Genomic DNA, 23,433 nt, shown 5'->3' on the forward strand with positions numbered 1-23,433 from the left:
AAATGTGTTATACTGATTATAATAAAAAAGAGAGATGGTATGTAACATATAGCGAGGGGAGAGCGGCTTCATGGCTGTGCGTGTTGCAATTAATGGATTGGGACGGATTGGGAGGATGGTATTCCGCCAAGCGGTGCAGGATCCATCCCTTGAAGTGGTAGCGATCAATGCGAGTTATCCAGCGGAAACGTTAGCACATTTAGTGAAATATGATACCATACATGGCATGTTTGCTGGCGAAGTGAAAGCGGTTGAAGAAGGACTGATGGTAAACGATCAGTTGGTGCGCTTGGTTTCCAACCGGAATCCGGAAGAGTTGCCTTGGGCGGAACTGGGTGTCGATATTGTCGTCGAGGCGACGGGTAAGTTTTGTGACCGGGAGGGAGCGGCGAAACATTTGAAAGCCGGTGCCAAGAAAGTGGTGATTACGGCGCCGGGCAAGAATGAAGACATTACCGTGGTCATGGGAGTAAATGAAAACGCTTATGATCCGGAACAGCACCATATAATCTCCAATGCTTCATGCACGACCAATTGCTTGGCTCCAGTTGCAAAGGTGTTGCATCAAGCATTTGAGATTGAATATGGTTTGATGACAACGGTGCACGCTTACACGAACGACCAAAAAAACCTGGATAATCCACATAAGGATTTGCGTCGCGCCCGCGCTTGCGCGCAATCGATCATTCCGACGAAAACAGGGGCAGCCAAAGCATTGGGCTTGGTCTTGCCTGAGTTGAAAGGGAAGTTGAACGGATTCGCTTTGCGCGTTCCGACACCCAATGTGTCCGTGGTCGATTTGGTCGTTGATCTGAAAGTCAAGGTCACAGCGGAAGAGGTAAATCAAGCGTTGAAAGAAGCGGCTGAGACGAAAATGAAAGGCATCTTGCAATACTGTGAAGAACCGCTCGTCTCCTCCGATTTCAACGGCAATGAACATTCTTCCATCGTCGATGCCCTGTCCACGATGGTAATGGGTGAACGGCAAGTGAAAGTGCTTGCTTGGTACGATAATGAATGGGGTTACTCATGCCGGGTGGTAGATTTGGTGAAGTATGTGGGTCAACGAATGGTATTGGAACTTGCGGTATAAAGATAAATGAAAAGAAATCCTTTTTCCGGCACGGAAAAAGGGTTTCTTTTTTTGTGGTTCCCATGAAATTCATCTGAACGTTGCACAACAACGCCCCCTGATCCTGTCAGGGGGCGTTGTTGTTGGGCCTGTGTTTACCGTTTGATGGGAATATAGATGTCATACATGTTATCCGGTGCGTCCGGATTGTGGGTTACGGGTGTGTAACGGTGGTCATAGATTTCCAATCCCAACGTGCTGTGATCTTTTTGGTAGCCCATTTTTTCAATCCATTTCCATGCGCGTTGATAAGTGGCAGGGGCGTTGCGCACCGATCCACGATGAGTGAAGACGGCATAACGCTGGGTGGGAACGGTAAGGGCCAACATGCCTTCCGGCACATTTTCGGCCGTTTTCACTTCAACCGCAATATAACAGGTAAAGTCGGTCACGCGATCGTGGCCGGGGCAGACAAAGGAACCGGGACGTACCTGATGTGGAATCTCGTGAATCCGCTTGACGAATTGTTCCCATAGTTTGGGGATTTCCCTGGACATGGTATAAGGCCCCGTCCATCCGATCCCGACGATTTGAAACGAATCTTTGGTAATGATCCTTCCTTGCATGAGTGCCCCCCTTGGAATACAAAGAGAAAGAATATATGTTCTCAACCTTTATTTTAAATCATATTCAGAATACGAACAAGATTGTCACGACATTCACATATTCACAGAAAATCAAACGAAAGTTAGAAGTTATTTCAAAAGTCGTTGATGAGCGGAAAAACCTTTTTCCGATGAGCGCCGATGGACGAGTGAAGCGAATGGGAAAACGGTTTTGGCGCGATCGCCATAGCCCTTTCTCCATCCAAAAGATTTTTGAAATAGCTTCTAGAAATAACTCATAAGGGGGGATCATTCCTGTTCCCCAATATACGCCCATTTAAAGGAGTACGGCGGACCAAATGGATGGCGGATAAACGAATGGACGCGTTGTTTGATGAGGGTGGAATCATTGACATAGTAGAGTGGTATGGCCGCTTGGTCCTCAACAATCAAAAACTTTTCCGCTTGGGCCAGGTACTTCACTTGTTGTTTGATCAGGGAAGAATAGGCGGAGCGTTTCAATGTCTCATCGTAAGGCTTGTCTTTGTACCCCCCGGTGTTGGCCGGATGATCGCTGGTGAATGTCTCCAACAGGGTATATGGATCGGGATACGTCGTTGCCCAATCGGATAACGAAAGGTCGAATTGGCCTGTCTTTTCAAGACGATATTTGTCCGTCCGCGATGTGGTGTTTAATAACAGGGGAAGGTTCAGATTTTGTCTGAGTTGTCTTTTCAGTTCCACAGCCAATTGCATGCGGTCATCTTCGTAACTCAGCATGATCAGGCCGGACGGCGGCTTAGTGATGCCCAGTTCCGCCAAACCTTCTTTAAACAGGGCTTGCGCTTTGGCTACATCCACTTTGGGCGCTTGCAAAGGCCATTCTTTACGGAATGAGTCCTTGAATCCTTTCATCGACGGCGGAATTAATCCTCCCGCAGGTTGGGCCTGATTTTTAAGCTCGGAAACCAACTGCTCCCGATCGATGGCGAGGTTGATGGCTTGCCTGATTTTTTTGTTTTGGAAGAATTTCTTTTTGCTGTTGAAGCGGATATATTGCGTTGTCCACATCTGGGTTGAATGGAATTCATTCGTGTTGGCGTAAGCCTGGGCAAACTCGCGGCCAATCCGGGTGATGTCGATCTTGCCGGCGTTATACAAATTAAGGGTCCGTGTAGGGTGATTAGAGACGTATAAGGCGATATAATCCAACTTCACATGTTCTTTATCCCAATACCGGTCATTTCTTTTCAGGACGATGGTTCCGTTCGCTGACACATCATAAATGATGAATGGCCCGTTGTTGCTAAGGGAGAGGAGATTTTTCCCGTAATCCCTCCCTTGCTGTTTGACCAACGAAGTGCGTTGCGGCAGGAAAGGCGTAAGCGCGAGCAATGATAAGAAATGGCGAACCGGTTGGGATAGACGCACTTGAAGCGTCTCCTCATCGATTGCTTTGATACCCACTTTATCCGCGCCCACTTCGCCTAGATGATAGTTTTGCGCGTTGACGATGGGGTAAAATAAATAAGCATTGGGTGAGTTCGTCCTTGGATGGAGGGTGCGTTTCCATGCATTTTCAAAATCATACGCGGTGACTGATTCCCCATCTTGCCAAGAGGCATTACGCAGCTTAAACGTATATAAGGTTTGGTCGGCATTGGTGATCACTTCCGTCGCCAATGCGGGGATGGGCTGATGGTTTTGGTTTAAGCGCATAAGACCCTCTCCCACTTGGTTCAAGATCATCATCTCATTGGCGTCCACGGCGAGGGAAGAGTCTAGCCGTCCAATTTCATACGGGATGGTCAGCTTTAATGTTTGTTCGTTCTGTATTATATTTATCGCCGTTGCTGATGGCATTTGACATGCGGTCAAGCTAAACAATGAGAGAAAAATGATGCATTTGCGTAACATGTAATTCCCCCTTCAACCTGCATCGACTGAGGTCACATCAGTTATTATAGGATGTAGTTTTAAATGCTAAATGTAGGCGGCAAGGGATTTTATTAAGGATTGTTTAATTTATGATTGAGAAAAAGCAGAGAAAATGTGACATCTCCATCTGCAGGCGAGGGGCTCGTTTTTCTGTTGACAAAATGCCATTGATTTGCCGAAGTTTATCTTTAAAATGGTAATATAGTCGATTTTTTGCGATGAGAGGGGTATCGCTTTCCTTCATTTGATAGATGGGTAGGCAGGATAAAGGAGGAACGGATTCTTGAGATGTCCATTTTGCGGTAATCATGGCAGTCGTGTGTTGGACTCGCGACCTGTGCACGAAGGACGCGCGATTCGACGCCGCCGGGAGTGTGAACAGTGTGAACAGCGCTTTACCACGTTTGAAACGGTGGAACAGCAACCGTTGATCGTGATAAAAAAAGAAGGGAGCCGGGAAGAGTTTAGCCGCGAAAAGCTGCTCAGGGGTTTGATCCGGGCTTGCGAAAAACGACCGGTTCCCTTGGCGCGTTTGGAATCGCTTGTGGTGGAAATTGAACGGGCTTTGCGGCAAGCGGGTGTGTCCGAAGTGCCCACCAAGGAAATCGGGGAAATGGTGATGGAACGGTTAATGGAGATTGATGAAGTGGCCTATGTGCGATTCGCGTCGGTGTACCGTCAGTTTAAGGATATTAATGTCTTTGTCAATGAACTGGAAGACTTGTTGCATCGTTCGAGAAAAGCATTGGTGGAAGAGAAAAATCAGGATGATCCCAAGTGATTTCATTTCAAAATAAGCTTTGGCTCTAAGCATGGGTTGTATGTTACAATGATACAACCTGAATGAGGCAACATTGGTTCAAGGAGGCCGATTGATGGCGATATTCTGGAAAGATATCGGCTGGCGCTGCCGCTCTGGGCGCCCTGTCCACAGTGCTGATCTTATGAGTCTCATCCATTTGTATCAACCGATGATCGGCGCATCGGCCATGTCGCTGTACATGACGTTGGCTTATCAACTCCCCCTGATTCGAGCGGGAGTATCGGAGATTCATAGTCATGCTCATCTTTTAAAGCTTTGCTCACTCAATACGGAGCAGTTGTTGAAAGCGCGCTATTTGTTGGAAGGGGTGGGCTTGCTCAATACGTATGAAAAGAAAGACCCTGAGCAGGGCTCTTATTATGAATATGAGCTGATCCCGCCGCTTTCACCGGTGAAATTCTTCCAAAGCGACATCTTGAGCATGACATTGTACCATTTTTTGGGCAAGGAAGGTTATCTCGCAGTACGCGATTTGTTGATCGATAAAGAAGCGGTTGCCAAACAACCCGACGATGGTCAAGTGAAGGATATTACGAAGTCGTTTCAAGAAGTGTTCAAAAGCCTTTCCCCTGCGGAGTTGGCAAGGTCGGCTGAGCAGAATCGCGACACGATCTGGTCGGATATGGATATCGACGAAAATTTGCTGAATGGCAAAGACCCGCAACTGCGTGATGAAATTGATTTTGCGATGTTGAAAATGCGGCTTTCTTCCATTGTTGATGATGATTGTTGGACAAGCGAACTCATGCGGGATTTGATGCAGATTCGCTTTTTGTACCAATTGGATGATTGGGCCTTGTTGAAGGCGTTGCAAAATCCCTATGTGACCCGACATGGGCGCATTGATTTGGATCGGTTGCGTTCCTACGTCAAAAGCGAGTACCGCCTGCGCTTTGGCGGGGCGCCTGTGGTGTCCCATCGAGAAGCCAAAAGAGAGGCGGAAGGGACGGCACCGGCTGTGACCCCACCGGCGAACACGGAGCAGTTGTCAGAGGAAGAAAAGCATTTTCAGCAATTGGCGCAGATTTCCCCGTTGGAGTTGTTGGCGTTTTACCAAGGCGGTGCCCGCATTCCAGACAGTGATGTCGTGTTGGTGGAGACCTTGGTCCGACACTATGGATTGCCGCCTGAAGTGATCAATGTGCTGTTGGAATACGTTCTCCTGAAGTATGATTATCGGTTGCCGCGCAACCTGGTGGAGAAGATTGCAGGCCATTGGAAGAGACTGGGGATCAAAACGATTCAAGAGGCATTGGAACAAGCCAGAAAAGAAACGTGGGAGCCCAAGAAAAAAGAGACGCCCCGCCGCTCCAAGCGTTCCAACAAGAAAGAAGAGAAATTGCCCCAAACGCTTAAGTGGCAATTGGATTCAAGCAATGATAAAGAAGCGGCGCCATCCGTGCAAGAGGAACTCGCCGATAAACAAGCATCGATCCAGGCAAAGTTGCGTTTGATGAATGAGCGGTTGCACGCCAGCAAACAGGAGAAAGAAAAGTTGCCGTAAGGGTGCGGTTGTTAGCCGGGGGTTAGGAGAAAAGTTAAAACTCGAACCCATCCTATAAAATAATGATAAAAAAAGTGTTGCATTGCCATAAACCCCCGTGCTATAATCTTCTTTGTCAGCTGATGACACAATACCTTTAAAATGGTTCGGTAGCTCAGTCGGTAGAGCAGAGGACTGAAAATCCTCGTGTCGGCGGTTCGATTCCGTCCCGAACCACCATTTGCGGAAGTGGCTCAGGGGTAGAGCATCGCCTTGCCAAGGCGAGGGTCGCGGGTTCGAATCCCGTCTTCCGCTCCAATTCAATATGCTGGGGTGGCGGAATAGGCAGACGCACAGGACTTAAAATCCTGCGGTGGGTGACCACCGTGTCGGTTCGACCCCGACCCTCAGCACCAAATGCGTTTCCCGGTTTCGGCTCGGTAAAAATCCGTGTGAAAGCGGGAAAATTTCGTTATTATCCGCTGATAACCCTTACTTGATTCATGCGAATACATGGATCAAGTAGGGGTTTTGTTGTGGTTAATACCGTTGGTTAGAAAGGGATCGTCCATTATTTTGCAAATGAGAGAAAGACCATTATCCATAGGCGCAAAGGAAAACGGCTTCTTTTCAAAACAATGTGCCCACTGTGATAAGGTTGTGTAGTGCTATCATATTGCGGGAGCGATTGCCAACACATTGGCCGACTGCGACATTCCCGAATCGTAGGTATGACCATAGATGAATGGATATATCTGTCTGCCTGAAATGGCAGTTATTTTTTGCTTTGGACCGTCGAAAAGTCCCCGAAACCATATCGCAAGTGGTTAACAACGGTGTGGGGGCTTATGAATCAACACAGGCAGACAAGGTACCTCGTTTGTGATACCATTAACATATTGAACATAGAGGTTTCGACCGAATGGTTGGAGGGTGGATAGCATGTCGAATATTGACGCGATCTTAAAACGGGCGTTGGATGGAGAACGTCTCGGGCTGGAGGAAGGGATCGCTTTATGGGAAAGCGATGAAATCGAGAAATTGGGTTGGGCGGCCAATCAGTTGATGTTAAGAAAACATCCCGAATCGATTACCACCTTCGTAGTCGGACGCAACATCAACTATACCAACATCTGTGACACTTACTGCCGTTTTTGCGCTTTTTACCGCGCACCGGGTTCAAATGAAGGATACGTTTTACCAAATGAAACGATCTTCCAAAAAATCCAAGAGACCCTCGATGTGGGCGGAACGGAGATTTTGATGCAAGGTGGAACCAATCCCGATCTGCCGCTGTCTTACTATACCGATTTGCTGCGGGAAATCAAAAAGCGGTTTCCCGCGATTCACATGCATTCCTTTTCGCCGGCTGAAGTGATGAAGATAAAGGAAGTCTCCGGACTGACGCTGGAAGAAGTCATTCGGGCATTGAAAGAAGCCGGGCTGGATTCCATCCCCGGCGGCGGAGCAGAAATTCTGGATGATGAGATCAGACGGAAAATCAGCCGCTTGAAAGGATCTTGGCGAGACTGGATGGATGTGATGCAAACGGCGCACCGTCTGGACATGACCACCACGGCGACCATGGTTATCGGGTTTGGCGAAACCTTGGAACACCGTGTCAACCATTTGTTGCGCATTCGCGAAGCGCAGGATCAAACCAAAGGGTTTCTCGCGTTTATCGTCTGGACGTTCCAACCGGACAACACCAATCTCAAACGGGAAAAACTGGGTCCCGAAGAGTACCTTAAAGCGGTTGCCGTTAGCCGCATCATGCTGGACAACATTCCAAACTTCCAATCCTCCTGGGTGACGATGGGACCGGAAGTCGGCAAGTTGTCCCTTCAATATGGCTGCAACGATTTTGGCAGCAGCATGATTGAGGAAAATGTCGTATCGGCGGCGGGAACAACGCACAAGGTGAACAATAACCTGATTTTGCGGTTGATCCGGGAAGCGGGGAAAATTCCGGCACAACGCAACACCCACTATAAGATTTTACGTGTCTTTCATGAGAATGAGCAGTTTGAGCAAGACTTTGTGATGCAAAACTAATATGGATATCGGAAAGTGCCGAGGAAATGGGCCGATGACTCAACTCCGCAATCCCTTGCGGAGTTTTTTTTTCCCTTGTGACAACAGCTCTGTCTAACTATGGGGGATCTGGTGGGGGGACGCGTGTAACGCTCCGCGCGCCGTTCTCCCAGGGAGAGTACCTGGAGGCAGGGGCATGCGCATTCCCAACGTTCATTTCTTGACATTGGCCTATATCAAGAAGTTTAAGTTGCCGGTTCATCCATTTATCAATGCCACCCCGAATGATTTGATCTATACCAAAGGCATGAAGACAACAGCGAAAGTTTACGAGAAAAATCCCGACATTCTCCGGTTTTATGTCGCTCCCCGGGAAAAAGGGATAAGAGCGGACGTTTGTAACCGGAAGGGTTTCAGGCGTTTGTCTTTGTAAGTTGTTGCATCTCCTCATCTCATTTCACCTCATTCGTCTCTCTCTTCTGCAAAAAAACATTTCGCAATATAATAGATTTAATTTTGATCATTTGATATTTTTAATATGAGTAAAAATGGAATGATTGTCCAATTGATAACTCGACACAAAGAGAGTGGGAGGAGACACCGTGGAAGGGAAAACACATGTGGCCATCGGCATGGCGACGGGGGTGGCTTTGGCGTGCGGCGCAGGGGATACCGGTGATGTGGCTGCCTTAAGCTTAACTGTCGTTACGGCGGCGGTTGGGTCGTTATTGCCTGATATTGATGAGGATGGGAGCTTGATCAATAACTTTATCTTTCCATCGCTGAAACGAAATTACCGTTCGTTTGCGTTAGCGGCCATTGGCGCGGTGATGGTGTTGTTTTATTTCCTCAAAGGACTCCCCGCGTGGGTGCTTTGGTTGGGAATCTATGCGGCCGGGGTCGCTTACATACCGCATCGGACGGCCACGCACTCGCTGTTGGCCTGCGCTTATGTCGGATGGGTTACCTATACGATTGCCCCCGCTTATACCTGGGCGGTTGTGTTGGGGTATTTATCCCACTTGATCGCAGATACGATGACCAGTGCCGGGGTCCCCTATTTATGGCCTTACAAAAAGAAATTTAATCTCAAAGGTTTTGGCATAAAAGTCAAAACGGGAGGCGCCGGCGATCAACTCATTGGGACGGTGGCCATCATTGTGGCGGCGTTGGGCTTTGTTTATCTGGTCGGGCAGATTCTCTATGATGAAGCGGTAACGGCGGGATGGTTTTCCTCATAATCCAGGACCGGGCTTTTGTTTTTGCCTGGTCTTTCTTTATTGATTGAAGTATACACTTCCTTTCTCGCCCATATACTATTATCAAATTGGGTAGGGAGAAAGGAGGAGCTAGGTGACTTATGTGATCTCGCTAGATCATCACGATCGCGCGAAAATCATTTGTTTAAGCGCATATTTAAAGGAATGTGTCGCCCTGTTCCAAGAAAAAGTGTTGGGTTGCCACATAGATGAATCGGTATGGGGAACTCGGTATATGTGCACCATAGCGGTTGAACGCCGGAGCCGCTTGCAAGAGAGAGAATTTCGCAAACGATTGGGGCGGGCCGTTGCTGAATTTGTATGTGAGCACTTAGAACCGGAGATGATTCGTGAGATCATTCAACACGAACATGGGTTAAGGCAACCGGAAGAAGTGCAACAGATTGAAAGCCAGGTGAGACGCTTACTGGAAACTAGTGCTTGGGAATACGCGAAAGTCGTCTACGCCAACCGCCGGGACAAAATTGCCCGTCAACTCACTTCTTTTCTGAAAGAGTCTGCCCAATTATCCGTTGACGGCTTCGCGCGATTTCGGATGAAGACCTACCGCTATGTGTTGGCTACGTGTGTGCAAGAGGCTGTACATGACTATTTATTGGATCAAGAATACAAAGAGTTTATCCACCTGTTGCGCTCATTTGTGGAGATTCAACCGCCCAAGCTGGATTTTGTGCACCTGATCCATGAAGGAAGGGGGGATTTCCGGCTGTTGCATGCCGATGGCACACCACTGGTGATAAAAGAGGGAAACGACACCCTGAAAGAGATGTTTGAATATTCCTTATCGCGTGAGGATATGATTGTCAGCACCTTGTTGTCGGTGGTCCCGCAGGAAATCTGTTTGCATACGCAAGACCCCCAAGAAAATGTGATTCGCACCCTGATTCAAATCTTTGAGGGGCGTTTGCGCCTGTGTGGAGGGTGCCATCACTGTGGGGAATCGGCTCATTGCCGCGAAGATGCATAGGGCATACATAGAGGGGTGAATTTTTTCCATTTGACGCAGGCGTTGTTTTCCGGTAAGCTAATACACGTTGATTCCGGGAAGCGACATTCAGTATCCTTGACATATGACTTGTCTGTATGCTAACATAATCACATCTTATTTAAGTAGAGGCGCCCGCTTCTCACCTGTTCGACGCAAGTGGCAGTTGGCAGGTCCATGGTTCGGAAGACACATTTCCTATGTTTCACTAGGGAAATCAAATGTGGGCGCATAAAACGCCCACATTTTTTATTTGCCTAAATATTTTTTTCGGAGGTGGCAGGTTATCAGCAAGGATCAACAACACCAAGTAAACGAGGCGATTCGCGCTCGTGAGGTTCGCTTGATTGGAGTCGATGGGGCACAGTTGGGAATTAAATCGCTCAGAGAGGCGCTGCAGTTAGCGCAAGAAGCGAACCTGGATCTGGTGAATGTAGCCCCGCAAGCGAAACCGCCGGTTTGTCGTATCATGGACTATGGGAAGTTCCGTTACGAGCAAAGCAAGCGGGAGAAAGAAGCTCGCAAGAACCAAAAGATCGTTCAGATCAAAGAAGTGCGCTTGAGTCCGACAATCGAAGAAAATGACGTTCAGACCAAGTTGAACCACGTGAAGAAGTTCTTGCAAAGTGGGAACAAAGTCAAATTGTCGATTCGCTTCCGCGGTCGGGAGATCACACACCAAGAGATTGGACGCAGAATCTTGGACCGTCTGGCCGGCGAAGTGAAAGACATCTCTGATGTTGAGCGCCAGCCAAAACTGGAAGGTCGCCAAATGATCATGATCTTAACACCGAAACAGTAATTGCAAGGAGGAACATCCAATGCCAAAAATGAAAACGAAACGCTCCGCAGCAAAGCGTTTTAAGAAAACGGGTACCGGCAAAGTGAAACGCAATCACGCGTTCAAACGCCACTTGCTCTCAGGTAAAACGGCGAAACGCAAACGCCATCTGCGTAAAGATGCCGTCATGCACTCTGGTGACGTTAAACGCATTGAGCAATTGATCACTTACATGTAATGGACCCGCTAAGATAGAAAGGTTTACTTCAGGAGGGATTTACAGTGGCAAGAGTAAAAGGTGGTACCGTGACTCGCGCTCGTCGCAAAAAGGTACTGAAACTGGCTAGAGGTTATTTTGGTTCCAAACACAGACTGTTTAAGACCGCGAAACAACAAGTGATGAAATCTTTGATGTACGCTTACCGCGATCGTCGCCAACGCAAGCGTGATTTCCGCAGACTGTGGATCACCCGCATCAACGCGGCAGCGCGCTTGAACGGTCTGTCCTATAATAAATTCATGCACGGTTTGAAAGTGGCTGGCGTCGACATCAACCGCAAAATGTTGGCTGAGCTGGCCGTAACCGACGCAAAAGCATTTGCTGATCTGGCTAACATCGCGAAAAACGCGAAGTAATCATACGGCAATCATCCAGAACCCCTTGGTCTTAACACAGGCCAAGGGGTTCTTTCTGTTCTTTGCTTTTTGGATGGGTGTTTCAAGCATTTCATGCCCGTGATGCCGCGGTGTGATCAAAAAGGGGGATTAGTCCCAGTTTATTTTATGCAATAAGTTGAGGAGCGTTGCGATTTCATCGGTGGCAAGGTGTTCAAACTTCGCCCGGAAGTATTCGGATTTTTTGCGTGAGAGTTCCTCGATCAAGTGTTGCCCTTGCTCGCTGATGTGAAGCTCAACTACGCGTTTGTCCAATTGCGAGCGTTTGCGATAAGCCAAGTTTTTCTTTTCCAGATGGTCGGCAACGTGGGTGATGTGACTGACCGAGCAATCAAATTCTTGCGCGAGCGCCGTCACGATTTGCGGACTCTTGTCTTGCAAACTTTTCAATACGTTAAATTCGGCTCCATTGATTTTTTCTTCCCAGATATCCGCCAAATCTTTGCGCATTTGACGAATGATATGGCGAAAAGATTGTTCCAATTCCAAAATCATTTCTAATCGATCTGACATGTCGGATCTCCTTAAGTGCTTGTTTCATCAAGTCAAGTAATTTGTGCTGTGCTGTATTATAACGTTCAAATGATGTTTCGGCAATGGAAATTTTATAACACTTAATTAAGGGTCGATGAAGAAAAAAACTCCTGCTTACTGGCAGAAGATAATAGGGAATGTGAATTATTTTTGGACGGAACTTGCTTTCCTGATGCAAACGATTCACTGAGCTGACGGCATAGGTAAATGAAGAGTCTTTGGCTGTGCGGTCCAGATAGGTTTGCCGTGAAGCCGTTTTGCGCACCGTCGCGATGATCGCTTCGGGTTTGGAAGCATCCGGTTTGCCTGTAAAAAAGAAAAAACCAGTCTGGCCGACTGGTTTTGTGGATTACGTTTGGTGTTCATGTCACTTCTTGCAATCGCAATCCGGGCATTTGCAATCAGGGGTACCACATTTGCTACATTTGGAAGTGCGAGGAACGAAGAGCTTGTTCATCCGGTTCACCTCCAATGCGAAATGGAATGACAAGAGGTGATTCTCATCATTCCATTATATTTTATTATATTATTCTTCCAATGTAAATTGAATATTCCTAATTTAGAGAAAAAAGAGAATGAAATATTTATGCCCGCCCCTTCCATCTTGATAAGGAGGCGGACTTGATGCGGGGCATTGGAACCGGGATTACAGCTCCCTCAATTGCCGGGCAGAAAGCTCAGGGGAGTCGGCTCGGGTAATTGCGGAGATGACGGCGATCCCATCGGCGCCGGCTTGAAATACTGCCGCGCCATTTTGGCAAGTAATCCCGCCAATGCCGACGATGGGAAAGGTTCCGATCGCTTGACGGATTTCGGCAAGGGCGCTGGGGCCAATCGGTTTCCGCGCGTCTGGCTTACTTGTGGTGGCAAACATCGGTCCAACGCCGAGATAATCGGCCCCCTCTTGCATCGCTTGTTTTGCTTCGGCGATGTTGCGGGCCGAAACGCCAACCAAGCTGGACGGTGGAAGGATGCGCCTTACCTCGGGAACGGGCAGGTCGTCTTGGCCCAGATGGACTCCGTCCGCTTCAAGAATCATGGCCAGATCAACCCGGTCATTCACCAGGAATGGAATCCGGTGCGAGCGACAAAGGCTGCGCAGGGTTTTGCCCAATTGCACGGTTTCGCTCAAGTTGAGCACGGAATGTTTCTCGCGAAATTGAAACATGGTAATTCCGCCGGCGATGGCGGCCCGCAAAACTTCAGCGGGATCATGGTGTGGGCAATCTTGGCTCCCCATGACCAGATATAATCGCAAGTCTTGCGGTTTAATCGGCATCAGGCTCACCTCCTTGACGATGCGCCCAATGATTGGTTGGTCCGTGTCCGCGCCCCAATGGCAATGAGTGGGCAATCGCCGCGGCAATGAACCGCTTGGCTTGGCTCACGGCTTTGGCAAGGGTAACGCCACGGGCCAGATAGGCGGCAATCGCCGCGGAAAATGTGCATCCCGTTCCATGGGTATGGGGGGTATTCACCCGAGGGGCGCGAAGGAAGCAAAATTCTTTTCCATCATAAAAGAGATCGATGGCTTCCTCCCCCTCCAAATGTCCTCCTTTGATCACCACCGAGCGGGCGCCGAGAGCATGCAAGGATTGGGCCGCTTTTTTGCGCGCATCCAGATGGTCGAGTGAGGTTTCCGTTAAAGCCTCCGCTTCCGCGATGTTAGGGGTAATCACCGTGGCAAGGGGAATCAGCTCTTCTATGTATTGCTTTTTGGCAGATTGGTCCAATAACAAATGCCCGCTCGTTGACACCATGACTGGATCAATGACCAATGGAAACAATTGGTGTTCTTTTACTTTGCGAGCGACCAACGCTGTGATCTCCGCGTTGGCCAACATGCCGGTTTTGGTCGCATGGACGCCGATATCCGTCACGACGGCGTCGATTTGCTTGGCGATTGAGGCGAGCGGGAGGGTTTGGACATCAAACACCCCCAGCGTATTCTGTGCCGTTACGGCAGTGATCGCGGTCATGCCATAAACTTGAAGTTCTTGAAATGTTTTTAGATCCGCTTGAATTCCAGCGCCCCCGCCACTGTCTGAGCCAGCGATCGTCAGGGCCCGTGCCAGTTGGGTCATGTTCGTTCACCTATCTTTCTCTTAGTCGACACCCGATGTCATTAATTTATACTATAATATTCTATCAGAAATCATTTGCTTGAATTAAATTGAGAATAATCTAATTTTATAAAAAATAAACGAATCGAGGATATAGAAATTTGCATGCTTTTATTGTAACATTTAAAAGAAGGAGTGTGAAAAATGGCCAACAAACACAAGAAGAAAAAGCTATCTGATCAGATGAGCACAATCACCATGGTTACGGTTTTGCTTGTCTTTTTGGGCTTGGGTATATTTGCCGTGCTGCAATCTGTGGCGCAAAGCGGAGAACAAGCAGGGGCAAAGGTGAATATCAATTACGAAGGGCAACCCAGCATCGGAAACGCGAATGCTCCAGTCAAACTGGTTGAATTTGGCGACTTTAAGTGTCCAACCTGTAAGGCGTTTCATGATATGATTTATCCTCAATTGAAAAAAGATTATATCGATACGGGTAAAGTGCAAATGACCTTTATCAACTATCAGTTTTTGGGTGAAGACTCGGTGACCGCCGGGATTGCGGGTGAATCGATTTTCAAGCAGAATCCGGAAGCCTTCTGGAAGTTCTATGACGCGATTTACACGCATCAAGGCAAAGAATCAGAAAAATGGGCGACACCCGAATTTTTGGTTGACCTGACCAAGAAGAACATTCCGGAAGTGAATGCCGAGCAATTGAGCAAAGACCTGCTGGGCAAAGCCTACGAAAAAGAAGTGCTCGCTGATAACAAGCTGGCCCAAAACTATAAAGTGGACGGAGTTCCCGCCATATTTGTCAATGGCACCAAATTAGAGAACGGCATGGACTATGAAGCGTTGAAAAAAGCGATCGATGCGGAGTTGAAGAAAAAATAGGAGAGGAATTTTAAACTACGATGAGGCGAATCTTATCTACATACGGCCTGTATTTTGCCTGGGTTGTTTCGCTTGCCGCCACAGGGGGGAGCCTGTTTTTCAGTGAAGTGTTGGGCTTTATCCCATGCACACTTTGTTGGTATCAGCGTATCCTGATGTATCCGCAAGTGATTTTGCTCGGGATTGCTTCCTATCGCAATGATCGTCATATCATCCCTTATGTGCTACCCATGTCAGTGCTGGGGAGCTGCGTTTCGCTGTGGCATTATCTGGAACAAAAAGTGCCGGGCTTTGCCGAACTCCTGCCTTGCCGCGTCGGCGTGCCTTGCGCGCAAACCCATATCGACTGGTTTGGGTTCATCACGATTCCCTTTTTGGCCTTGGTTGCTTTTATCCTCATCATCGTCTTTCTCTCATTTGCCCGCAAAGAAACGGGCGAAGCCCAAGCTGATTGAATAAACGGGCACTTTTCCCTTGGCATTTGCCGGAGCCTGTTGTGGCAGGAGATACATAGATTATGTATTGTAATGTCACAACGAAGGGAAAGGGAGTAGACTTGATGAAAACAGGGCCTATCAAGACAAGCGGTATTGGTGGGTTTGGGGGATTTGGAGGCATTGGGGTCGCTATTGCCATTGCCATCCTCGTCATCCTGATTATCGCCTTCTTCTGCTTCTGGGGTTTCTTCGGCTTTGGCGGTGGTTTTGGCTTCCCCGATGGAGGGTTCTTTTAATCAAATATGGGTAAAAGAAGGCAAGCCTGTTCATCATGGAAGAACAGGCTTGTTCTTGTTAGCCCGGCTGTTTGACGAGGGATTGGTGTAAGGTCTCAATCATGTGATTCCGCTCTTCGGTGGAGCTGTTTTGCCAGATGACCTCAAACAGGACCCCCAATCCGGGCAACAATTTTTCTTCCCCCTGCCGGATGGAGTCAACCACTAATTCTTGCAGTTCCTGCGGATTCATGGTATGAATGTTGTGTATTACTGCACCGCGAATGTTAAAGTTCATTCCTGAAACCCTCCTTTATCCATAAGTCTGTACGGAAAAAATAACTTTATCCCAAACCATTTTGGGTAAGCTAATTTGTAAATGAGCGCGGAGGTGAAAAGTAAGTGAGTAAAACGTTTGCAATTATTGGACTGGGCCGATTTGGCGGAAGCGTGGCGCAAACGCTCCACACGATGGGATATGAAGTGTTGGCCATCGATAAAGACCCCCAGCGTGTACAAGATATGTCGCAAGTGTTAACGCACGCAGTGGAAGCGGATACGACGGATGAAAATGCGTTGAAATCGCTCGGCATACGCAATTTTGATGTCGTCGTGGTTGCGATTGGCAACGATATTCAAGCGAGTATTTTGACAACACTGGTGCTTAAAGAAATCGGATGCCCGAAAGTCGTGGTGAAGGCCGTCAATGAGATGCAAGGCAAGGTGCTGAACAAGCTGGGCGCCGATCGCGTCGTCTTCCCTGAACGGGATATGGGCGTACGCGTGGTTCATAGCTTAATCTCCCCCAACATCTTGGAGTATATTGAGTTGTCGGAGGACTACAGCATCATTGAGGTGATTGCCAGCGAATTCTTTGATGGAAAAACGTTGCAAGAATTGGATATTCGGGCTCGGTTTGGCTGCAATGTGATGGCGATCAAAAATGGGGCCAAGTTCAATATCGCTCCAGCGGCCACGGATGTGATACATAAAGGTGATACCTTGGTTGTGATCGGCCACAACAAAGACTTGAAAAAACTGCAAGAAAAGACGGATGGCAATGAATAGACGTGTTTTGATTACTTCGCCCCAAAATGAACAAGTGAAACGCTGGAAGAAGTTGCATAGCAAAAAAGGACGGTTGCAGGAACAAGCGTTGTTGATTGAGGGAGAGCATCTGTTATTGGAAGCCCATACCGCTTCTGTAAGGTTTGAGGCGATATTGGTCAACAGTGAGAAAGCTGACGCTTGGCGGCGGATTGAGGGACGGTTGCCGATGGATGTGGTGGTATATGAGTTGGCCCCCGCCATCTTTGATGCCTTGGTGGACACAGAAACGCCGCAAGGAGTGGCGGCGGTCATTTCGATACCGGTCTGGCCGCGGGAAGCTTGGTTGGAAAAAGAAGGGGATTTGACGTATCTATTACTCGATGCGATTCAAGATCCCGGCAATCTCGGGACGATGATACGGACCGCCCAAGCGGCGGGAGTCGATGGAATCCTGTTGGGGAAAGGGACGGTGGACCCGTTTAATGCCAAAGTGGTGCGCGCGGCCATGGGCGCGATTTTTCGTGTGCCGCTCATTCAAATGGATTTGGCAGAGGCGATTCCCCTTTTGCAAGCGCATGGGGTGACCATCGTAAACACCTCTCCGCATGCCGGTGCATATCATTTTGATTATCCATATCCATCGAGAGTGGCGCTCCTGTTGGGCAATGAAGGCAGAGGTGTGGATGAAAAGCACCTCGCGCACGTGGATGCGGCCATCAAAATTCCCATGCCGGGAGAGACAGAATCATTGAATGTTTCCATAACCAGCGCTATTTTGATGTATGAGCGAATTCGCCAACAATTTCAGGGAAGGTAACAGTTGCAGGTTGACTTTGGCTTGGCTTATAATATTAAATAATTTAATCTGACAATGGTTTTGGATGTCAAAAGCGATGACAGAGAAGAGTAAGCAGTGTAACCTTTCAGGGAGGAGATGCCGTGACTGGAAGCGTCTCTAAGGAATAGGCTGCTGAAGTTCGCTCTGGAGCTGTCCCCTGAAAACAAGGTGAGTAGGGGGAACCGGTTTGGCCGTTATCTCTGTGAAGTGGAAAAGAGGGGGAAGTCTGTCTTCTTTTCAAAAAGGGTGGTACCGCGAATCTCTCGTCCCTTTGGGCGTGGGATTTTTTTATTTTTATAAGAAGAAGGGAGTTTCGATAATGCGCGAACGTTTAGCGAGCTTGCAAGATGAAGCGGCAATTGCGATTGCCAATGCAGAGAGTTTGGACGCGTTACGGGAGCTTAAAGTCAAATACTTAGGGAAAAAGGGCGAATTGACCAGTGTGCTGCGCGGTATGGGAAGTTTGCCACCGGAAGAGCGCCCGGTGATCGGTGCCTTGGCAAATGAGATTCGTGCCCAACTGGAAACGTTGATTGCCGAGAAAGAAGAGGCGTTTGAAGAAGCTGTGCTGAATCAGCAATTGGCTGATGAAACGATTGATGTCACGTTGCCTGGAGCCCCGATCAAAGTGGGTTCGGTTCATCCGCTGAATCTGGTGATTGAACAGATGGAAGACGTTTTTATCGGAATGGGTTTTGAGATTGCTGAAGGTCCTGAAGTGGAGACGGATAAATATAACTTTGAAGCGTTAAACTTGCCCAAAGAGCATCCGGCGCGCGATATGCAAGATTCGTTCTACATCACGCCGGAGACATTGTTGCGCACGCACACCTCTTCAGTGCAAGTGCGCACCTTGGAAAAAAAAGAAGGACATGTGCCCGTACGGATCATTTGTCCAGGAAAGGTATATCGACGCGATGACGATGATGCGACGCATTCTCACCAATTTACGCAAGTGGAAGGTTTGGTCGTGGATCGCGGCGTGTCGATGAGTGAATTGAACGGTGTCCTGTTGGCGCTGATTGAGAAAATGTTTGGCGAAGGGACGGAGATGCGCTTACGCCCAAGCTATTTCCCATTTACCGAGCCAAGCGTAGAGGTGGACATCTACCATCCCGAAAAAGGCTGGGTGGAGATTCTGGGAGCCGGCATGGTTCATCCTCGCGTCTTGGAAAAAGCGGGCTACAATCCGGAGCGCTATTCTGGCTTCGCTTTCGGAATCGGGGTGGAGCGGATCGCGATGCTGAAATATGACATTGATGACATTCGTCATTTTTACAATAATGACCTGCGTTTCTTGCGCCAATTCCGTTCTGAGTGAGGAGTGAAATCATATGTTAGTATCTTACGAATGGTTATCTCAATATGTGGATTTAGAAGGGATTTCTCCTGAAGATATTGCTGAAGAGTTAAATCGGACGGGTATTGAAGTAGAAGTGATTTACACCCGTGATCCCGGGGTGTCCGGTGTTGTGATTGGGGAAGTGATGTCGGTTGAGCGCCATCCTGAAGCGGACCGTCTGAATGTCTGCTTGGTAAACGTAGGGAAAGGGCAAGTGTTGCAAATTGTATGCGGCGCGAAAAACGTGGCGGCTGGGCAACGGGTGCCTGTCGCTTTGGTTGGGGCCAAACTGCCGGGTGGCCTGCATATTAAAAAAGCCCAATTGCGCGGGGTGGAATCGAACGGGATGATTTGTTCCGCCCAAGAGTTGGGTTTCCCGGAAAAGGTGCTGATGAAAGAGCAGACCGAAGGCATTTTGGTGCTGGAGGCAGATGCGCCGATCGGCACCGACATTAAAGAATACTTAAGCATGAATGACCAAGTGATTGAATTGCAATTAACGCCGAACCGTTCCGATTGTTTGGGAATGATCGGGGTGGCTTATGAAGTGGCGGCGATTTTTGACCGTGAGTTGCGTTTGCCCATGATGCAACAGCTCCCTCCGCAATATGAGGCGCCGCTCAATATTTACATCGAATCTGAAGAAGATTGCCCTTTTTATGCGGCCCAAGTGGTGCATGACCTCAAAGTGGGGCCTTCTCCCCAATGGATGCAAAACCGCTTGATCTCGGCGGGGATTCGTCCAATCAACAATATTGTTGACATTACGAACTACGTCATGCTCGAGACCGGTCAACCATTGCATGCCTTTGATTACAACCAGGTTCAAGAGGGGCAAATCGTCGTCCGCCGCGCTTTGGCTGGCGAACAGATCGTGACCCTGGACAGTGTTCCCCGCACATGTGACCAAGAGATGTTGCTGATTACCGACGGAGAAAAACCCTTGGCTTTGGCGGGGGTCATGGGTGGGGAATCTTCCGAGGTGACGGATCAGACGGTGACGATTTTGTTGGAAGCCGCTTTCTTTGATCCACAAGTGGTACGGCAAACGTCTCGCAAACTGGGCTTGCGTTCCGACGCGAGCGCGCGGTTTGAAAAAGGGGTGGATCCGGAAGGTATTTTGCCGGCATTAGCCCGGGCTGTGCAATTGCTCTGTCAAATCGCCGGTGGCGCCGTAGCTTCTGAGCCATTAGTGAAAAAAGCGGGCGATGTCGAAGATATCGTCATCGACCTGCGCCACGAACGATTGGTGAATCTCTTGGGTGTACAGTTAAGCCAGGAAGAAGTGGTGGATATCTTCCGTCGTTTGCGGTTCCCGATCGAAACCACTGAAGGGGGCTATGCTGTGCAAGTCCCGACCAGACGCCCCGATATCACGATTGAAGTGGATTTGATCGAAGAAGTGGCGCGGCTGTATGGTTATGACCGCATTCCCACCACGTTGCCATGGGGCCAGCAACCACCGGGTGGGTTGACTGAGGAGCAGAAGGTGCGTCGGGTGATTCGTCATACCTTAAGGGACTTGGGACTCTCTGAGGTGTTGACATATAGCTTAACTTCCCAAGCGCTGGAACAAGAAGTGGCTTCCCTGTACACTGTGGAAACCCATATTCCGCTGGCCATGCCGATGAGCAACGAACACGCCGTGTTGCGCACCAACCTGCTTCCGCATTTGATTGAAACGGCTGCGTATAACCAGCGCCATGGGAATGAACGCGTGCAGATCTTTGAATTGGCTCGGGTGTATCTGCCTAACACGGCGGAAGGGCAAGTTTTGCCAGAAGAGCGGTTAGTCCTGGCCGGGTTATTGACGGGAAAACAACACACCAGCATCTGGAAAGGGGAGGCATTGCCAGCCGGTGATTTCTACACGGCCAAAGGGGTATTAGAAGCGCTGTTCACGCGCTTGGGCGTCTTTGACGTGGAATATCAGGCTGTTGCTCCACATGGTTTCCACCCTGGTCGCACCGCTCAGATATTGATTAACGGAGAGTTTGTCGGCTTGCTTGGTGAACTCCATCCAACATTGGCGAAGAAATATGATTTGCTTCGCCCCGTCGCGTTCCAAGTCGATGCGGAAAAACTGATCGCGGCCATAGAGGGCCCATTGGTGTATCAGCCGATTCCGCGTGTTCCAGCGGTTACGCGTGACTTGGCCGTGATTGTCGATGAAGAGACGCCAGTCGGTTTATTGGAAGCAGGAATTTGGCAAGCGGGTGGAGAATTGATTGAGTCTGTGGCACTGTTTGACGTTTTTGCGGGAGAACAGATTGGCGCGGGCAAGAAAAACGTCGCATTCTCGTTAGCTTATCGCGCAGCGGATCGCACCTTGACAGATGAGGAAGTTTCTGAAGTGCATGCGCGTGTAGTCAACCATCTTGCGGAGGCATTTGGCGCCAAATTGCGTTAACAGTAAGGCGGTAATCGGCCTGTATGCACCATCTAGCTGAGAACCTTCACCTTCCGTGAAGGAGGCGGTAAGATGAAAAATAAACTGAGTGTTGAGATCTATGGACAACAGTATAATTTGACCGGCAAAGCGAGCCCGGGACATATGCGTCAGGTGGCGAGCCATGTGGATGAGAAGATGCGACAGATCGCCGACAAAAATCCCCGGCTCGACACGACGCGGTTGGCCGTGTTGTCCGCGGTCAACATTGCAGATGAGTTTTTGAAGCTGAAACAAGAACATGATGAAATCATGCACCTGATCGAGGATGAGGAACCATAGGAGGATCTGATGAATACGTTTGATCTCATTGTGCTACTCTTATTGGTCGGGGCTGTTTTTCAAGGGTATCAGCGAGGATTGGTGTTACAGGCCGCCTCGCTCCTTTGTTATGCGATCAGCATTTGGATAGCGTACCAGTTTGCGGATGAATTGGCCCCGGTTTTGGCGAAAGCTTGGCCTTTGCCTGAAACGGGTGAGACGGCCTTGCTCTCTTTTCTGCGCGTGAATCAGTTGCTTTATTCGGCTGTTGCGTTCGTGATTTTGATGTTTGGCAGCCGGATCGTGTTGTCGCTGGCGGTCACATTCATCAATCAAGTGGCTAAGTTGCCCGTGGTGTCCATCTTTAACCGTTCTGGCGGGGTGGTGTTCGCCTTGGCCAAGATCACGATTGTGACAATCGTGGTGGTGCATTTGCTAACCATCTTGCCTTGGGCAACCGGACAAGCGGCGATGAAAGAATCCTTCGTGGCGCAAACATGCATCCAAATGACCCCGACGTTGACCAAAGAAATGAAGATGTGGTTCAATCAATGAAAAAATCACCTTGTCTCTTGGACAAGGTGATTTTTTCATGAAGTGAAGTTGGATTGTATTTAGGTAGATCAATCGGGTTTGCGGTGCTCAAGCAGTTTCTTGGCCAACGGGTTTACGATTTCGTGTCCGCGCAGTTGGGTGCGCCAATGGGTGGGAATGGCTTGGATTCCATCGCGGAGACCGGCGAGTCCCCCGACGATCGCCGCATTGGTGTCGGTATCTTGTCCCAGTTGAATGGCCGCTTTGACCGCGCCGACATACGTGTCGTTCTTTAGCGACAAACGGGCGGCATGGAGGCTGGCGACCACATAGCCGCTTCCATCGCTGAACGGCTCGCTGTCTGGCCGGATTTCCCATTCCAGCGCTTGTTCATGTGTCGGCTGATTTTTATAAATATCACGCAGGACCCTTAAAGCATCGGCGTAGGCTTCCTCCCAAGGGAGGCCCTGGATTAAACGCCGTGCCCAAAGGCAGTAAAGAGCGCAACAGGCTTGATTCGTTTCGTGGCCATGGGTGACCACGGATTGGAGATGCGCGTCATGGACCAAGGCTTCATCCGTTCCGAGATGCCAAAGGGCAAGCGGCAAAACGCGCATCAACGAGCCGTTGCCTTTTCCTTCCGAACGGATAAAGCCCGCTTTGGCAGGTGGAACCCCATGATGCTGAATCGCGCGGAGCGCTTCGCTGGTTTGGACGCCGATATCAAACACATTTTGGTCAACCGCATATTCGCCACGCTCAGCCCAGGCGATGATGCGTGTAGCAAAGTCGTTGACATCCAGTTGGTCGCATGTTAGCAAAGAATCCAACAGAGCCAAGGCCTGGGCACCATCATCCGACCAAGTGCCTGGCGGAATCGATGGATAGGTGCGGGAGAAATCGGTTGGCGGTTGCATATCGATTTGATCCGCCGGGGGAAGTTCGTGAGCTTGTTTAAATTCGTAAGGGACCCCAAGGGCGTCGCCGATCAGTAGACCCCATAATCCCCCCAAGATGCGATCTTCCATGCTGAGTTGAGATTGTGCCATGGGAATGTTCCTTTCCATTGAGTGATCA

Annotated in this window: 27 protein-coding genes, 3 tRNA genes and 2 other annotated features; of the genes, 23 read left to right on the top strand and 7 right to left on the bottom strand. The window is 49.1% G+C overall.

Features of this window, described 5'->3' with window-relative positions; all coding sequences use genetic code 11:
- The first annotated feature begins 70 nt into the window (after positions 1-70).
- Positions 71-1,093, top strand: coding sequence for a glyceraldehyde-3-phosphate dehydrogenase (locus ACFQNG_RS17475; protein ID WP_379867032.1), 1,023 nt, complete (start codon positions 71-73; stop codon positions 1,091-1,093).
- 134 nt (positions 1,094-1,227) lie between these two features.
- On the opposite strand, the gene ACFQNG_RS17480 is transcribed toward ACFQNG_RS17475, so the two are convergent.
- The gene (locus tag ACFQNG_RS17480; RefSeq protein ID WP_379867033.1) at positions 1,228-1,698 is read right to left on the bottom strand and encodes a GyrI-like domain-containing protein; all 471 of its coding nucleotides are present in this window, start codon (positions 1,696-1,698) and stop codon (positions 1,228-1,230) included.
- Positions 1,699-1,709: 11 nt separating this feature from the next.
- Here ACFQNG_RS17480 and ACFQNG_RS17485 point away from each other — a divergent pair, with 11 nt between their 5' ends.
- A complete protein-coding gene (locus tag ACFQNG_RS17485) occupies positions 1,710-1,979 on the top strand; it encodes a hypothetical protein (protein WP_379867034.1) in 270 nt (89 codons plus the stop codon).
- Between the two features lie 7 nt (positions 1,980-1,986).
- Here ACFQNG_RS17485 and ACFQNG_RS17490 read toward each other — a convergent pair whose 3' ends face one another.
- Entirely contained in the window at positions 1,987-3,594 is a 1,608-nt protein-coding gene (locus tag ACFQNG_RS17490) for a peptide ABC transporter substrate-binding protein (protein ID WP_379867035.1), read from the bottom strand.
- A 304-nt stretch (positions 3,595-3,898) separates the two neighbouring features.
- On the opposite strand from ACFQNG_RS17490, the gene nrdR reads away from it, so the two are divergent.
- The 12 genes from nrdR (at position 3,899) to rplT (ending at position 11,637) form a co-directional block, all read left to right on the top strand.
- Positions 3,899-4,396, top strand: coding sequence for a transcriptional regulator NrdR (gene nrdR / locus ACFQNG_RS17495; RefSeq protein WP_379867036.1), 498 nt, complete (start codon positions 3,899-3,901; stop codon positions 4,394-4,396).
- 94 nt (positions 4,397-4,490) lie between these two features.
- Positions 4,491-5,942, top strand: coding sequence for a replication initiation and membrane attachment family protein (locus ACFQNG_RS17500; RefSeq protein ID WP_379867037.1), 1,452 nt, complete (start codon positions 4,491-4,493; stop codon positions 5,940-5,942).
- A 143-nt stretch (positions 5,943-6,085) separates the two neighbouring features.
- Positions 6,086-6,161: transfer RNA gene (locus ACFQNG_RS17505), tRNA-Phe, on the top strand.
- Positions 6,162-6,164: 3 nt separating this feature from the next.
- Positions 6,165-6,239 (top strand) — tRNA-Gly (locus tag ACFQNG_RS17510).
- A 9-nt stretch (positions 6,240-6,248) separates the two neighbouring features.
- Positions 6,249-6,337, top strand: a tRNA-Leu gene (locus ACFQNG_RS17515).
- A 526-nt stretch (positions 6,338-6,863) separates the two neighbouring features.
- Complete coding sequence (gene mqnC, locus ACFQNG_RS17520; RefSeq protein WP_379867038.1) at positions 6,864-7,976, top strand: cyclic dehypoxanthinyl futalosine synthase; 1,113 nt, start codon at positions 6,864-6,866, stop codon at positions 7,974-7,976.
- A gap of 175 nt (positions 7,977-8,151) precedes the next feature.
- Entirely contained in the window at positions 8,152-8,388 is a 237-nt protein-coding gene (locus ACFQNG_RS17525) for a hypothetical protein (protein WP_379867039.1), read from the top strand.
- 169 nt (positions 8,389-8,557) lie between these two features.
- Positions 8,558-9,196 (top strand): metal-dependent hydrolase, encoded by a 639-nt coding sequence (locus ACFQNG_RS17530; RefSeq protein WP_379867040.1) that lies wholly within the window; start codon positions 8,558-8,560, stop codon positions 9,194-9,196.
- A gap of 112 nt (positions 9,197-9,308) precedes the next feature.
- On the top strand, positions 9,309-10,202 hold the full coding sequence (gene ytxC, locus ACFQNG_RS17535; protein WP_379867041.1) for a sporulation protein YtxC: 894 nt from the start codon (positions 9,309-9,311) through the stop codon (positions 10,200-10,202).
- Positions 10,203-10,337: 135 nt separating this feature from the next.
- Positions 10,338-10,478: a sequence feature (ribosomal protein L20 leader region), on the top strand.
- The gene (gene infC, locus ACFQNG_RS17540; protein ID WP_379867042.1) at positions 10,474-11,022 is read left to right on the top strand and encodes a translation initiation factor IF-3; all 549 of its coding nucleotides are present in this window, start codon (positions 10,474-10,476) and stop codon (positions 11,020-11,022) included. (Overlaps the previous feature by 5 nt.)
- 19 nt (positions 11,023-11,041) lie before the next feature.
- On the top strand, positions 11,042-11,239 hold the full coding sequence (gene rpmI / locus ACFQNG_RS17545) for a 50S ribosomal protein L35 (RefSeq protein WP_379867043.1): 198 nt from the start codon (positions 11,042-11,044) through the stop codon (positions 11,237-11,239).
- Between the two features lie 44 nt (positions 11,240-11,283).
- A complete protein-coding gene (rplT, locus tag ACFQNG_RS17550) occupies positions 11,284-11,637 on the top strand; it encodes a 50S ribosomal protein L20 (protein ID WP_379867044.1) in 354 nt (117 codons plus the stop codon).
- A gap of 129 nt (positions 11,638-11,766) precedes the next feature.
- Here the strand turns inward: rplT and ACFQNG_RS17555 are convergent, their stop codons facing one another.
- The 3 genes from ACFQNG_RS17555 to thiD all read right to left on the bottom strand — a co-directional run bounded on the left by ACFQNG_RS17555 (position 11,767) and on the right by thiD (position 14,294).
- On the bottom strand, positions 11,767-12,189 hold the full coding sequence (locus ACFQNG_RS17555) for a MarR family winged helix-turn-helix transcriptional regulator (protein WP_379867045.1): 423 nt from the start codon (positions 12,187-12,189) through the stop codon (positions 11,767-11,769).
- A 667-nt stretch (positions 12,190-12,856) separates the two neighbouring features.
- Positions 12,857-13,489, bottom strand: coding sequence for a thiamine phosphate synthase (gene thiE, locus ACFQNG_RS17560; protein WP_379867046.1), 633 nt, complete (start codon positions 13,487-13,489; stop codon positions 12,857-12,859).
- Positions 13,479-14,294, bottom strand: coding sequence for a bifunctional hydroxymethylpyrimidine kinase/phosphomethylpyrimidine kinase (thiD, locus tag ACFQNG_RS17565; RefSeq protein WP_379867047.1), 816 nt, complete (start codon positions 14,292-14,294; stop codon positions 13,479-13,481). The genes thiE and thiD overlap by 11 nt, the downstream gene beginning before the upstream one ends.
- Positions 14,295-14,477: 183 nt before the next feature.
- Between thiD and ACFQNG_RS17570 the strand changes: the two genes are divergently transcribed.
- From ACFQNG_RS17570 to ACFQNG_RS17580, 3 genes are all read left to right on the top strand, one after another.
- Positions 14,478-15,170 (top strand): DsbA family protein, encoded by a 693-nt coding sequence (locus ACFQNG_RS17570; protein WP_379867048.1) that lies wholly within the window; start codon positions 14,478-14,480, stop codon positions 15,168-15,170.
- 20 nt (positions 15,171-15,190) lie between these two features.
- Entirely contained in the window at positions 15,191-15,625 is a 435-nt protein-coding gene (locus ACFQNG_RS17575; protein ID WP_379867049.1) for a disulfide oxidoreductase, read from the top strand.
- 104 nt (positions 15,626-15,729) lie between these two features.
- On the top strand, positions 15,730-15,903 hold the full coding sequence (locus tag ACFQNG_RS17580) for a sporulation protein YjcZ (RefSeq protein WP_379867051.1): 174 nt from the start codon (positions 15,730-15,732) through the stop codon (positions 15,901-15,903).
- A gap of 58 nt (positions 15,904-15,961) precedes the next feature.
- Here the strand turns inward: ACFQNG_RS17580 and sspI are convergent, their stop codons facing one another.
- Complete coding sequence (gene sspI / locus ACFQNG_RS17585) at positions 15,962-16,180, bottom strand: small acid-soluble spore protein SspI (RefSeq protein WP_379867053.1); 219 nt, start codon at positions 16,178-16,180, stop codon at positions 15,962-15,964.
- Positions 16,181-16,284: 104 nt separating this feature from the next.
- Here sspI and ACFQNG_RS17590 point away from each other — a divergent pair, with 104 nt between their 5' ends.
- The 6 genes from ACFQNG_RS17590 to ACFQNG_RS17615 all read left to right on the top strand — a co-directional run bounded on the left by ACFQNG_RS17590 (position 16,285) and on the right by ACFQNG_RS17615 (position 22,377).
- A complete protein-coding gene (locus tag ACFQNG_RS17590; protein ID WP_379867055.1) occupies positions 16,285-16,950 on the top strand; it encodes a potassium channel family protein in 666 nt (221 codons plus the stop codon).
- Positions 16,943-17,749, top strand: coding sequence for a TrmH family RNA methyltransferase (locus tag ACFQNG_RS17595; protein ID WP_379867057.1), 807 nt, complete (start codon positions 16,943-16,945; stop codon positions 17,747-17,749). Before ACFQNG_RS17590 ends, ACFQNG_RS17595 begins: the two co-directional genes overlap by 8 nt.
- A 67-nt stretch (positions 17,750-17,816) precedes the next feature.
- Positions 17,817-18,044, top strand: a binding site (T-box leader).
- Between the two features lie 45 nt (positions 18,045-18,089).
- A complete protein-coding gene (gene pheS, locus ACFQNG_RS17600; protein ID WP_379867059.1) occupies positions 18,090-19,091 on the top strand; it encodes a phenylalanine--tRNA ligase subunit alpha in 1,002 nt (333 codons plus the stop codon).
- 13 nt (positions 19,092-19,104) lie between these two features.
- Positions 19,105-21,522: a phenylalanine--tRNA ligase subunit beta gene (pheT, locus tag ACFQNG_RS17605; protein WP_379867061.1), complete on the top strand. Its 2,418-nt coding sequence runs from the start codon at positions 19,105-19,107 to the stop codon at positions 21,520-21,522.
- A 72-nt stretch (positions 21,523-21,594) separates the two neighbouring features.
- The gene (zapA, locus tag ACFQNG_RS17610) at positions 21,595-21,843 is read left to right on the top strand and encodes a cell division protein ZapA (protein ID WP_102991895.1); all 249 of its coding nucleotides are present in this window, start codon (positions 21,595-21,597) and stop codon (positions 21,841-21,843) included.
- A 9-nt stretch (positions 21,844-21,852) separates the two neighbouring features.
- Positions 21,853-22,377, top strand: coding sequence for a CvpA family protein (locus ACFQNG_RS17615; protein ID WP_379867065.1), 525 nt, complete (start codon positions 21,853-21,855; stop codon positions 22,375-22,377).
- Between the two features lie 68 nt (positions 22,378-22,445).
- Here ACFQNG_RS17615 and ACFQNG_RS17620 read toward each other — a convergent pair whose 3' ends face one another.
- The gene (locus ACFQNG_RS17620; RefSeq protein WP_379867067.1) at positions 22,446-23,405 is read right to left on the bottom strand and encodes an ADP-ribosylglycohydrolase family protein; all 960 of its coding nucleotides are present in this window, start codon (positions 23,403-23,405) and stop codon (positions 22,446-22,448) included.
- Positions 23,406-23,433 lie beyond the last annotated feature (28 nt).

The organism is Laceyella putida (genome assembly GCF_042665195.1).
GTDB lineage: Bacteria > Bacillota > Bacilli > Thermoactinomycetales > Thermoactinomycetaceae > Laceyella > Laceyella putida.